The sequence below is a fragment of the Streptomyces guryensis genome, assembly GCF_021261325.1.
Classification (GTDB): Bacteria; Actinomycetota; Actinomycetes; order Streptomycetales; family Streptomycetaceae; genus Streptomyces; species Streptomyces guryensis.
The window spans coordinates 321,963-333,831 of sequence record NZ_JAJSBI010000003.1; the positions used below are offsets into that span (position 1 = coordinate 321,963).

General features: G+C 69.6%; 12 protein-coding genes and 1 pseudogene. 8 read left to right on the top strand and 5 right to left on the bottom strand.

What is annotated here, in order from left to right; all coding sequences use genetic code 11:
- The first annotated feature begins 32 nt into the window (after window positions 1-32).
- A complete protein-coding gene (locus tag LJ657_RS08415) occupies window positions 33-203 on the top strand; it encodes a hypothetical protein (protein ID WP_232647764.1) in 171 nt (56 codons plus the stop codon).
- Between the two features lie 184 nt (window positions 204-387).
- On the opposite strand, the gene LJ657_RS08420 is transcribed toward LJ657_RS08415, so the two are convergent.
- The gene (locus LJ657_RS08420) at window positions 388-1,368 is read right to left on the bottom strand and encodes an SMP-30/gluconolactonase/LRE family protein (protein ID WP_232647765.1); all 981 of its coding nucleotides are present in this window, start codon (window positions 1,366-1,368) and stop codon (window positions 388-390) included.
- Window positions 1,369-1,518: 150 nt separating this feature from the next.
- On the opposite strand from LJ657_RS08420, the gene LJ657_RS08425 reads away from it, so the two are divergent.
- The 5 genes and pseudogenes from LJ657_RS08425 to LJ657_RS08445 all read left to right on the top strand — a co-directional run.
- Window positions 1,519-1,971: a MarR family winged helix-turn-helix transcriptional regulator gene (locus LJ657_RS08425; RefSeq protein ID WP_232647766.1), complete on the top strand. Its 453-nt coding sequence runs from the start codon at window positions 1,519-1,521 to the stop codon at window positions 1,969-1,971.
- A gap of 166 nt (window positions 1,972-2,137) precedes the next feature.
- Window positions 2,138-3,340: a DUF4190 domain-containing protein gene (locus LJ657_RS08430; RefSeq protein WP_232647767.1), complete on the top strand. Its 1,203-nt coding sequence runs from the start codon at window positions 2,138-2,140 to the stop codon at window positions 3,338-3,340.
- A 147-nt stretch (window positions 3,341-3,487) separates the two neighbouring features.
- Complete coding sequence (locus tag LJ657_RS08435; RefSeq protein ID WP_232647768.1) at window positions 3,488-4,240, top strand: GntR family transcriptional regulator; 753 nt, start codon at window positions 3,488-3,490, stop codon at window positions 4,238-4,240.
- A 352-nt stretch (window positions 4,241-4,592) separates the two neighbouring features.
- Window positions 4,593-4,793, top strand: a complete 201-nt coding sequence (locus tag LJ657_RS08440; protein WP_232647769.1) for an SPOR domain-containing protein — start codon at window positions 4,593-4,595, stop codon at window positions 4,791-4,793.
- 19 nt (window positions 4,794-4,812) lie between these two features.
- Window positions 4,813-4,923, top strand: a pseudogene (locus LJ657_RS08445) (DNA mismatch repair protein MutT); the annotation flags it as partial.
- A 5-nt stretch (window positions 4,924-4,928) separates the two neighbouring features.
- Here LJ657_RS08445 and LJ657_RS08450 read toward each other — a convergent pair.
- Window positions 4,929-6,317, bottom strand: a complete 1,389-nt coding sequence (locus LJ657_RS08450; protein ID WP_232647770.1) for an MATE family efflux transporter — start codon at window positions 6,315-6,317, stop codon at window positions 4,929-4,931.
- A 112-nt stretch (window positions 6,318-6,429) separates the two neighbouring features.
- On the opposite strand from LJ657_RS08450, the gene LJ657_RS08455 reads away from it, so the two are divergent.
- Both LJ657_RS08455 and LJ657_RS08460 read left to right on the top strand, forming a co-directional pair.
- Entirely contained in the window at window positions 6,430-6,954 is a 525-nt protein-coding gene (locus LJ657_RS08455; RefSeq protein ID WP_232647771.1) for a PadR family transcriptional regulator, read from the top strand.
- A 71-nt stretch (window positions 6,955-7,025) separates the two neighbouring features.
- Window positions 7,026-7,427 (top strand): NUDIX hydrolase, encoded by a 402-nt coding sequence (locus tag LJ657_RS08460; RefSeq protein WP_232647772.1) that lies wholly within the window; start codon window positions 7,026-7,028, stop codon window positions 7,425-7,427.
- 47 nt (window positions 7,428-7,474) lie between these two features.
- Here the strand turns inward: LJ657_RS08460 and LJ657_RS08465 are convergent, their stop codons facing one another.
- The 3 genes from LJ657_RS08465 to LJ657_RS08475 are packed head-to-tail and all read right to left on the bottom strand — an operon-like array spanning window position 7,475 to window position 11,798.
- A complete protein-coding gene (locus LJ657_RS08465) occupies window positions 7,475-7,909 on the bottom strand; it encodes a hypothetical protein (protein ID WP_232647773.1) in 435 nt (144 codons plus the stop codon).
- Window positions 7,906-10,029 carry a site-specific integrase gene (locus LJ657_RS08470; RefSeq protein WP_232647774.1) on the bottom strand — a complete coding sequence of 708 codons (2,124 nt, stop codon included), beginning with the start codon at window positions 10,027-10,029 and terminating at the stop codon, window positions 7,906-7,908. The genes LJ657_RS08465 and LJ657_RS08470 overlap by 4 nt, the downstream gene beginning before the upstream one ends.
- Window positions 10,026-11,798, bottom strand: coding sequence for a hypothetical protein (locus LJ657_RS08475; protein ID WP_232647775.1), 1,773 nt, complete (start codon window positions 11,796-11,798; stop codon window positions 10,026-10,028). Before LJ657_RS08475 ends, LJ657_RS08470 begins: the two co-directional genes overlap by 4 nt.
- Window positions 11,799-11,869 lie beyond the last annotated feature (71 nt).

Genomic DNA, 11,869 nt, shown 5'->3' on the forward strand with positions numbered 1-11,869 from the left:
CCCGTCGAGGGCGGCCGCCCTCGCGCGGCTGTATGAGGGCGTCCGCCCTGCTCGGGGACGAACTCGTCGCGGGTGTGCCGGAATCCGTCTCGGGCGCCCGGTTCAACGGCGCCAACCGAGGGGCTGCTGCCGAGGACCGCCGGGCCACTCCCTGCGCCTCGGCGCGGGCGGCGGGCGAGGTGAGCCCGTACGGGCCGCGGTGAGTCCCTGGCGCCGGTGTCGGACCATCCGCCAGGTCCTGGCCGGCGCAGGGCACCGAACTCCGTGCCACCGCGCCGTCCCGGGTGGTGCGCACCGCCGAGTCCTCGCCGGACAGGCCGGCCGAGGAACAGCGAGGAACGCTCGGCGAACCCGTCGGCCGACCGCGACCGGCCGGCTGACCGGCCCTCAGATCCCGTCCACCCAGGCCACCGTGAACGGCTCCTCGGGCACCCCCGACCCCATCGGCCCGCCCTTGTCGAACTGGGACCGGACGACCAGCAGGCGGCCGTGGGTGCGGGCGAGGGTGGTCGGGATCTGCAGCGCGGTGTCGGTGAACCGCCGCTCCAGGCGGGCCGAGGTGCCGTCCGGGGACAGCCGCCAGCGGCTGAGGGTGTTGGTGGCGTTGTGCGCGGCCCACAGCGTGCCGTGCGCCAGTTCCAGACCGTCGCCGTTCTTCAAGTCGCCGCCGTCCAGGGTGACCTGGCGTACGGATCCGGTGACCGTGCCCACCCGGTACAGACCGCCGCCGGTCATGCCGACGGCCAGCAGGTACCGGCCCGACGGGTCGACGACGATGCCGTTGAGGAGGAGCCCTTCGGACGGGGCCACAGGGCTCAGGTCGTAGGCGGCGTCGAGCGTCGCGCTGCCGCCGCGGGCACGGCCCAGGTCGGCCGGAGTGACGCGGTAGACCACCGGGCGGGAGCTGTCGGTGAGATAGGCCGTGCCGTCCGGCCCGAGCGCCAGGTCGTTGACGAACGAGGGGCCGCCGACGGGGACGGTGAAGCGGGCGAGCAGGGCGCGGGTGCGCAGGTCGTAGACGTCCACCCCGGCGGTGGAGTCGATGACCCACAGACGCCCGGCCGGGTCGGCCTTCAGCCCGTTGGCGGTGGTACGGCCGTCGGTGCCGGACGGAAGGAAGACCTCGGCCGCACGGCTGCCACGCGCGGCCCGGTACACCGCCCCCGTCGTGTAGGAGCCGACATAGGCGTCGCCGGTGCGCGCGTCGAGCGCGATCCCTTCGGGGTAGGCGCGCTCTTCGGGAAGTGTGAAGGCCGTACTGATGCGGGGCGCGGCGGCGGCCCGGGCGGCCGTCGCCGGCAGTGCGATGGTTCCGGCCAGCGCGGCGGCGCCGGTCAGAAACGTACGGCGGTGGATCGAACGGGACACGTCGGTGCCTCTCGTCTCAGGTTCGTTTCAGGGGCCGGTTCGGTACTAACTCCCTTGCGTGTATGAACCTAGATTAGAACTCTAATCATCGTCAATGCATTTACTCGTGGCTGTATGTTGATCGTTGAAAGGGGCCGCTACCATGCGGAGATGACGTCCATGCCCGTGTCCGAGCGCCTCGGCTCCCACCTCAAGCGGGCCGAACAGGCTCTCAGTGCGACCAAGACGGCGGTCCTCAGACCGGCCGGCGTGACGGTCGCGCAGTACTCGGCGCTGATCCACCTCTCCGAGAACCCCGGCATCTCGGCCGCCGCCCTGGCCCGCCTGTGCGGAGTCACGCCGCCGACCATGAACACGGTCCTGAACAACCTCCAGGACCGCGCCCTGATCGAACGCACTCCCCACGAGTGGCACAAGAACGTCCTGGAGACCCGCCTCACCGACGAGGGCCGCGCGGTGATGGCCGACGCGGACGCCCGCGCCGTACGCGTCGAACGGGCCCTGGCCGCCGAGTTCACCGACGAGGAGCGCGCGGCGCTGGTCGGGCTGCTGGGGCGGTGCGTGGAACTGCTGGAGACGGAGCGCGGGCGGACCCAGAAGTAACGGAGGCTCGGGGTCCTCTTTTCCTCACCGCACGCTTACCATGCGCCCAGTCGTACGTCAGTTCTGTACGTCAGTTCTGTACGCCTTCAGTGCGCCACCTGTGTGCGGCGTCAGTTCTGTGCGTCGGTTCTGTGCGTCAGTCACCTGAAGCAGGAGCACGGCAGCCGTGTCCATACCCCCGCCTCCCGGGCCCCCGCCCCAGGAACCCCAAGGGCCGTACCCGCCGGGCCAGTACGCCCACGGGCAGCACCCGCAGGGGCCCTGCGCGCCTCCCGGGCCGTACCCGTACCAGCCGTGGGGGCAGGGCTACCGCCCGTACAACAGCCCCGCGCCGGTCAACGGGGTCGCCATCGCCGCCCTGGCCCTGGGCATCCTCTGCTGCGTTCCGGCGCTCGGCCTGCTGCTGGGGCTGGTCGCGCTGCGCCAGATCAGGAGGAGCGGCGAGCGGGGCAGGGGGATGGCCGTCACCGGCGCGGTCCTCTCCTGCCTCGGGCTCGTGCTGTGGGTGGCGGTGCCGGTCGGCGGCGCCGCGTTGGACGCCTGGCTGAAGAACGCCGCACACGACCACGGCAGCGCCTACTCCCTGGCCAAGGGCGAGTGCTTCGACTCCCCGAGCGGATCCCTGGAGGGCATGGCCTACGACGTGGACAAGGTGCCGTGCGCCGGCCTGCACGACGCCGAGGTCTTCGCCACCTTCAGGATGGCGGGCGGCACCCGCTACCCGGGCGACGGCAAGGTCACGGACGCCGCCGACACCCGGTGCTACGCGCTCCGCTACGGCTACGCCATGGACGCCTGGGCCGTGCCCGACGACGTCGACGTGTACTACCTGACGCCTGGCCGCCAGAGCTGGCGGTACGGCGACCGCGAGGTGACCTGTCTCTTCGGCAACACCGACGAGAAGGCCGGCCTGAAGGGTTCGCTGCGCAACGACAAGCAGACGCTGGACGCCGACCAGGCCGCCTATCTCAAGGCCGCCGACGTCGAGAACGCCGCCCTGGACCGGCAGCCCAAGGACAGCCCCGACGACGATCTGAAAGCCGGTCGGCAATGGGCCGGACGGATGTCGGCCGCGCTCACCGAGGAGGCCCGGATGCTGCGCGGCCACTCATGGCCCGCCGACGCGAAGGCGCCGGTCGCGAAGGTCGTCAAGGAGGTCACGGCGAGACAGGAGGAATGGGCGCGCGCCGCGAAGGCCGACGACGCGAACAGCTTCTACGAGCACTACGACCTCGTCATGGCGCTCTCGACACCCGACCGCGCTGTCACCGCCCGCAAGGCTCTGGGGCTGACCGCGGTCCCGCCCGAGTCCCGGGACGAGGAGGACGACGGGAACGGCACCGGAGGCAGCTCCGAGTTCGAGGTGTGACCTCGGCTATAGCGGGGAGAAAGTGCCTGCGTAAAGCCCTCCGCGGGCACATGTCATCACATCGAGTGATTCTCTGGCCTTTGCTTGCACCGCACAACCCACGGTTGCCACGCTGTTGCTGTCTGTACAACCTGATGGGAGCGGCCAGTGACTTTCGGTGAGCAGCCGGCGTACCTGCGCGTCGCGGGTGATCTCCGCAAGAAGATCGTCAATGGCTCGCTGCCACCGCACACCCGCCTGCCGTCCCAGGCCAGGATCCGCGCGGAGTACGGCGTCTCGGACACCGTCGCGCTGGAGGCGCGCAAGGTGCTGATGGCGGAGGGCCTGGTCGAGGGCCGCTCCGGATCGGGGACATACGTCCGCGAGCGGCCGGTGCCCCGCAGCGTGGCCCGCTCAGGGTTCCGCCCGGCCGGCGGAGCCACCCCGTTCCGCCAGGAGCAGGCCGACGGCGAGGGCCGCGGCACCTGGGGGTCCAGCAGTGCCCAGGCCGAGGCGAGCAGCTGTGTCGCCGAGCGGCTCGGCATCAAGCCCGGCGACCGTGTGATGTGTACGAGGTACGTCTTCCGTGAGGCCGGCGAGGCGATGATGCTCTCCACCTCCTGGGAGCCTCTCGCGGTCACCGGCCGCACCCCCGTGATGCTCCCCGAGGAGGGTCCGCTCGGCGGCATGGGCGTCGTCGAGCGCATGGCGGCGATCGACGTGATCGTGGACAACGTCACCGAGGAGGTCGGCGCCCGCCCCGGTCTCGCCGAGGAGCTCGTGACCCTCGGCGGCGTCCCCGGCCATGTCGTCCTGGTCATTCAGCGCACCTTCTTCGCCTCGGGCCGCCCCGTGGAGACGGCCGACGTCGTCATCCCCGCCGATCGCTACCGCGTCGCGTACCACCTCCCAGTGAAGTAGCGCACACCCTTACGGCAGTTGACCCCGCCGCCCCCTCGCCACGACCGCCTTCGGGCGCCCCCGGGGCCGCCCCGCACGCTGGTGGAATCTGGCCGTTCTCGCAGGTCGCCCCCTGCGTGCCCGGTATGCGGCTGACCGGATGCGTCGATGCCCGCGCGCGGCGCATTCGAGTCCGTGCGCCCCCCTCGCTCTGGCCGGTTGCGTACCTCTTTGTGAAAAGCCGTGTTCGCTGCGTAAAGGTAAGGCGTAGGCTCGGGCATATGCGGATTGCGGTTTCCTTAGAGGGTGGGGCACGGCACGAACCGCGGGCGAGGAGCGGTGGGGCCGGGGCGGGAAGGGGTGGTGGGGCGCGATGAACGACGGCACGATCACGCTTCCCTGGCTCGTCATTCGGCAGGACGACAACGGCAATCAGTACCGCGTGGGCAGGTACGCGACCCGGGCCGAGGCCCAGAAGATCGCGGACAGCCTCGACGACCGCGGACACAAGCAGCTGTACTGGGTCGAGCGCATAGGTCAGAACGGGCAGAACGGAACGGCCCCGGTCAACTGACTCCCGTAGGCTCCCGCGCATGACGGAACGGATCGTGGTGGTGGGCGCCGCCCTGTTCGACGGCGGCCGCCTGCTCGCCGCCCGTCGCAGCGCGCCTCCCCAACTCGCCGGCCGCTGGGAACTGCCCGGCGTTCATTAGGCAAGTCGGTTGTCGGGTGGTGTGCTGTCGGGCTGCGCGAGCGAGGCTTCCGGCCGACTTTTGTTGCTGTCAGCAGCCGCGGACGGTGCCATGCGTCGGTACATCCGGGCGACGGCCGCGCATTGCAGCGCCATCGACAGCGCCATGGCCAGGCAGATGCCCGGCAGTCCTGATCCCGACATGCCGTACGCCAGCGCCAGTTGCAGCACCACTCCGCACGAGGTGATTCGAGCAAGAGCCGGGCTGCTGCCGCTGCCCTCGAAAACACCGCCCAACGCGATGAAGCACGCGAGCAGCACCAGATAGGGCCCCACGCAGCGCAGGTAGAGCGCTCCGACCTTTGCTACCTCGCCCTCGGCGCCAAAGGCTCGCATGATCCACGGTCCGGCGGTGAGTAGGGCCAGGGCTGCTGCAAGTCCCAGGCCCCCTGAAAGGATCAGCGCCTGGCGTCCGGCGTTCCGCCGCTCGTCCTGTCCGGCGCCGAGCAGGTGCGCGGTGTGGATGGCGGCAGCCTGTCGTACCGAGTAGAAGGCCATGGTCGCGACGTACATCGCCTTGGTCGCGATCCCGTACGCTGCGATGTCGCTTACGCCGATCCGGGCGACAACGGCGACGAGTGCGAGTGCCCCTGTCATCCTGATGAGGAAGTCGGCTGACATCGGCAAACCGGTCGCAGCGGTCCTGCGCACGTCGGTGCCGAGCCTCTCGACTCGGGGTGAGGTGCCTTTCGCGGCTCGCCGCAGTGGGTCGTTGCGGTGCAGAACGAGGAGACCGCAGATGAGTGCGGCCGTCCGCCCCAGCACGGTGGAGACAGCCGCCCCGCGCACCCCGAGTCCGAGACCGAGGATGAGGACGGGGTCCAGTACGAGGATCAGCCCGTTCGCGAGCATGGACAGTTTCATCGGAGTGCGGGTGTCGCCAGAGCCCTTGAGGATGCCGTCGACGACGTTGGTGGCGAAGAACACCGCGATCCCCGGTAACGCGATGGCGAAGTAGCCGGTGGCGAGGGACAGCGAACGGCCGTCGTCGCCGCCGAGCACGAGCCGGGCCAGCGGCTCGCGGGCCAGATACCCGCCGAATGCGACAACGGGTGTGACGAGCGCCCACAGTGCCCAGCCGCCGCGTACGGCAGAACGTATCGCTGCCGGATCCTCCGCACCCCTGGCCCGGGCGACCAGCACGGTCGTGCCCGAGCCGGCGACGAGGACGACGCCGAGCAGCAGATTCTCGACGTTAGTCGCGACCGCCACTGCGGCGACGGCGTCCCCGCCGAGCCGGGCGACCCAGACCATGTTGATGATCCCGGCCATGACCCCGGCGAGGAGCTCGAAGTAAACGGGATACGCAAGTGAGATCAGCTTGCGACGGTGTTCCACTGCACCCATGACACAGCCCCTCTTTTCGCTGTACATCTAATCGAGGTACAGCGAAAAGAGATAACATGGTGACGCGGAGCGAACAAGAGTGCGGGACGGGTGCAAGCGAGGGGATCGGTGCATGCTGGAGCTGTCGATTCTGGGCTTCCTTTACGAGGAACCCCTTCACGGCTACGAACTGAAGGCGCGTATCCAAGCCCTCAACGGTCACATCCGCCCGGTGAGCGACGGTGCGCTCTATCCGGCCATCACGCGGCTGGTGAAGGCCGACTTGGTCGAGCAGCGCACCGAGCCCGGCAGCGGTGCCGCGCACCGCCGGGTTCTGTCTCTCACGGATGCGGGCCGCACCGAGCTGCTGGCTCGCCTGCGGAACCCCAAAGACGTGGAAATCACCGATGGCCAGCGCTTCTTCACGTTGCTCGCGTTCTTGCGTCATCTTCCGGAGCCTGCCGGGCAGGCCGCCGTCCTCCGCCGCCGCCAGGTGTTCCTCGAGACGCCGTCGAGTTTCTTCTACCGCGATGGCGAGCCAGTGCGAGCCGAGGAGGCACCAGACCTGTTCCGGCAGGGCATGCTGCGCATCGCCCGTGCGACCGGAGCCGAAGAGAGGAAGTGGCTGGACGAGGCGATCGGCAGCTTGGAGGGCTGAGCGGGATTCAGCGGCTGTGGTGCCGCTAGTGTCCTGCCTCACCGGGGGGTCCAGATGACGAAGGCGGAGTGATGTCGGTCCTGATCGACACGGTGGCCTGGGTACGGGTCGAGGACGGCAGGGTTCTCTGCGCGCGGCCGCGGGGCAAGGACGTCTTCTACGTTCCCGGCGGCAAGCGGGAAGGCTCGGAGAGCGATCTCGAGACGCTGCTACGCGAGATCAAGGAGGAGCTGACCGTGCTCATCGATCCGTCCACGGCGGTGCACGTGGGCACATATGAGGCCGAGGTGCCCGGCGCCCCGACCGGCACAGTGGTGCGCATGAGTTGCTACACCGCGGACTACGAGGGGAGGTTGTCCGCGAGCAGCGAGATCGAGGAAACCGCCTGGTTCTCGTACGCGGACCGCCCTCTGGTTCCCCCGGTCGACCAGCTGCTGTTCGACGATCTCAAGGCCAGCGGAAAATTGATCTGAGGCTGCCTCGAGCCCGGCTGCTGCCCCTGACACCCAGGTGCCTGAGGTCAGCCTCGGGGCGTCGGACGGCGTCGTGCCGGCAGATTGGTGACTCGGGAGGACCTGCCGTCTTCGCGGGCAGCGTGCAACTCCAGGTCGAGTTCGGCGATCAGCCGGCGGAGAGCCGCGGTCACCTCGCGCTCTTTGGCCAGCGCGGACGCGATCTCAGCCAGCTTCTGTTTCAGCTGGGCGTTGTCGTCGGCGAGGGAGCGCGCGAGGGTGGGGGTGTGGTCTTGGGCCCGTGCACGTGCTTGGAACTCCTCGACCAGGTCCTTGTGGTCGCCGTAGACGACGTCCCGCCGCAGGCCGGATTCGCGCAGCAGCTCGGTGACGGTGAGGCGGCCAGACTCCGAGCGCAGAGGAGTGCCGCCGAGGAGGCGATCGGCGGCGGTGCGGAGAGCTGCACGCTCGGCGTCATGGTCGCGTGGGTGCCGGATGGTCATGCCGGTACTCCTTCGGCGTCGGGGTGTTCGTGGCGGTGGATGAGCGCCGCGACGCGCTGGGTTTGAGCCGCTGCCCGGTCGCGGAGAGGGAGGGGAGACAGCGGGTTGTCTCTGGCCGACTCCAGATCGCGGAGCTCCTGTTTACGGCGGGCGATGTCGCGGTCGGTGAAGGCGAGGTTGGTGCAGGTGGGGCGGCACTCGCTCTCGTCCGGTCCGGAGGGTTCGGGCAGTCCCTGGGCGAGGCGGGCTGCGCGGCAGGCCGCTGTCTCGGGCCGCCATACGCAGGTCATGCCCTCGCCGTGGTGCACCTGTGGGTCGGTGCTGGCCAGGAGGCGTGCGGCACTGCGGGGGCTGACGACCGTACGGCCGGGGAAGTGGGCCGCTTCGGTGACCCTCCGGCGGTATGCGTCGGCGGACGGCCCGCTGACGTGTTCGCCTGCCTCCAGACGCTGTACGTCCTCGTTGATCTGCTCCAGGACGAGTTCGAGTTTCTCCACCGCGACGTCCTGCAGCCACTCGGTGTCCGGGGCGCCCGCGTAGTTGAGCGTCACCTTGGTGTCGACGTGCCCGTACTGAAGCGCCGCGGCGATCAGGCCGCGCGGGCGGCGGACGATGAAGCAGGCCAGGGTGCGGCGGAAGCGGCTGGCGTTGAGGTTCCCGGCCGGGTCCTCGGGGATGGGGTCGCTGCCGTCGGCGCGGCGGAAGTACTGGTTCACCCAGGCGGCGAAGTCAGCGATGTCGCGGTTGATGGAGTGGCAGGTGCGGGCGTGAGTGGTGGATGAGCGGAGCGTGCCGGCGTAGAGCTGGGCGGGGAAGAGATAGGGCTGGTCGTGCAGGGATTCCAGCAGGGCGATGGCCTCGTGTACGACGCCGACTACCACCCAGGGGCGCTCGGGCTCGGTCTTTCCCGGCGCGTCCGGGGTGCGGTCAAAGCCTTTGCCCCGATATCCGTTGACGACGAGTTGCCCGGTCGTCTCGTCCACCCCGCGGCAGCCACGGCGCAGCGCGAGCACCTCGCCCGGGCGCATACCGGACAGGTAGCAGATGATGATGAACAGGGCGGCTCCCAGGCGACGCCACAGGCCGGGCAGTTCGGCGATGCTGACGGGGGTGTCGCACCAGGGGTGTCCCTGGATCTGGCCGGTGATGGTGCCCACGGTGCTGTCGGGGGCGACGGGCAGGCCCTGCTGGGCCAGCCAGCGCTTCTGGGCAGGGCTGAACTGGCTCTTGCCGTCCAGACCGACGAGGCGCAGGACGTGACCGTAGTTGATCTGCGGTCTGTCGGGGCCGGGCTTGCCGGGAAGAGCGTTGCCGTTGCGTCGGCAGTTCTCCGCGTAGGTGTGCAAGCGAGGCCCGGGGCCGCCGGAGTAGATCGACTGCGATGGGTGTTCACCACGGCTGAGCAAGGTGTACTCGTGCCAGGCGTCGCGGACATCCGGTCCGATCTGTTCCAGCATCAGCAGGGACCACGCCAGCAGTGCCTCCATGGTCGCCTCACGAATGCGGGGGCGCTTGTTCTCGCCTTGTCTCGCTCTGAAGCCGACGAGCTCGTTGGCAGTCCGTCCGTGCCAGGGAAAGCCGCTCACGAGGCGGCAGGGAGCGGGGAGGAAGGGGCGGAAGAGCCACACGGTCCGCACCGCACACAAGGCGTCCGCCTTGCGCATCGGCGACTTGTCCAGCGCGTTGACGTGCCGTAGGTAGATGTCCAGGTCGCGGTCGGTCACGTCGGCGATGCGTCCGAGGCCCTGTCCGTGCATCCAGTGCGCGAAAAGTTGGAGATCGCAGGCCAGATTGGAGAATGAGCCGATGCCGATCTGCTGCCCAGGGCGCTGGCGTCCTCCTGGTTCGACCGGCAGCGGGTGATCGAGGGCGGCCAGCATGACGGCCCGGAACTGTCGGCGCAGGGAGTCGGGGAAGGACAGGAAGTTGAGGTTGGCGACCGAGACGTGCGGGTCGCGGTGCGCCGGGCGGATGTGCCAGACGTCGTCGCCGAAGCGCGAGAGGCGAGCCGTCTCGGTGCCGATCCGGACGGGCCTGTTACGCAGCACCGGCACCTGATCATCCGGCCAGGCGACAGGGTATGCTTCGCGCGGTACGGGGATGCGGGCGGGCGTGGTCATCGCAGGTCGGTCCGTCCTTCGAGCAGGGCGTCGATCAGCAGGAGTTGGCTTGGGCTGACCGAGGAGCGGGCGCGGTCGCGTTCGGCTGCGCTGTAGTGGCCGAGGATGTCGTCCAACCTGGCGAGCGGTCCGGCGTAGCGCGCCTGCCACAGCTGCGGATCGAGGTTGAACCGCAGCGCGGCCAGCCGGTCGTACAGCACGGTCTGGACCGGCAGGTGGTGCGGCAGGGCGCGTGCGTTTACGCAGTTCAAACAGCCGTTCAGGAACGATGCCGGGCACGCTTGCCCGATCAGTGCGTGCGGGCTGTCGTGGTGATCGAGGCAGGCCACGACAGCGGTGTCCTGCTCGCCCGTCATCAAGCCTTTCAGCGTGTGCGGGGCGAGCCCGGCCTCGGTGGCAGCCGCCTCAAGCTCTTGGGTGGCCAACTCCAGCAGCCGGGGCGGCAGGACGACGACGCCCGCAAGGGCACGTGCCTTGCCGACTTCCTCCTCGAGCGCCTCGGCGACCACCTTCTGGCTCTGCTCGCGCACGGTCTCGCTGCGCCGCAGATAGTGGTCCCGAAGAGTGTTCCGGGTGTGCGACACAGGCCGACGCTGGATCTCCAGAGCGGTCTGGCGGACGCGGCGTACGTCGACGCCGGGCAGCCCGCCCTTGCCCTCGTGGTTGACGGGCGGAAATCCCCGGGTCCTAGCCCATCGTTCGACCCGGATCTCCTGAGACCAAAGGGAGTCCCGCCCGGCCGGGTTCGACAGCCTGCGGTGGACGAACGCTCCTGTCAGGCCGCTGATCAGCCGGGCTGGCGCCGTCAGCTCCAGGAGCAGTTCGTAGACCCGCAGCGGTGAATGAAACAGCGGCTCGCTTCCGTACGCCCGTTCAAGGACGGACCGGAGGGACACCGGGAGATCCTCCACGGCGACGACACGGTGCTCACGGTCCGGGCCGCGTCGGGGTTTGCGCTGCTCCACCAGCGCAACGGACAGGTTCTCCGAAGCACCGTCCGGTCGACGATGCAGGGCCGGCCACCTGGCGATGGTGCCCACGTTCTCCGCCGTCAGGGCGGCCAGCAGCAGGGCGAAGGCGCTGGCCTCCTGCTGAGACAGCGTCAGCATGCGCACCACGGCGGTCACGCCGCCGTACCGCTTCACGATGTCGGTACCGCAGCCGTCGCTCTGCCGGGGAAGGTCGCCGGTCCGGATGAGACAGTCCAGCAGGAGCCCCAGTTCAGCGGCGCGGGTGCCTTCTTCCAGGTCGCCAGAACGGAAGCGCTCGAGGAGCCGGATCCCGGACCGGATCCGGTCGCGGCACAGCCGTACGTCACGCCGCAGCGCGGTCATGATCTGTTGCCATTCGAGCTCGGAGTAGGCAGTGACCTGCTCCGACACCTTCTTCGTGGCGACCCTGGTGCCGAACAGCTCGCGCCGCGCCGCCTCTGGGAGGTCTGTACGGTCGCGCAGGACGACGCGGAGGCGGTGTACACAGGTCCGCTGGGCCTGCGGATCCGGGAACAGAGAGCGGAACGCCTTGATGTGGACGGCGCTGATGTCCGAGGGGAGAGCCGGCGGTTGTTCACTGGAACCGAGCGCCCTGGCGAAATCACGGACTGTCTGGAAGCTGCTGCGGAAGGACTTGGCGCGCTTCACGCCGCTGCGTGGTCCGGCCCGTTCGGCCAGGACTTCCACCAGCCATCGCCGTACCGGTTCCGCGACCGGCAGATCCGAGCAGTCGAACCGGACGGCCCGGCCGGTGCCCTCCTCGTGGAAGATGACCACGGCACCCGCGGTTCCCTCGGGCAGCCGCTCCGGAGGCGACCAGCCGGGGGCAGGTAGCGAAGCCCGTCGAC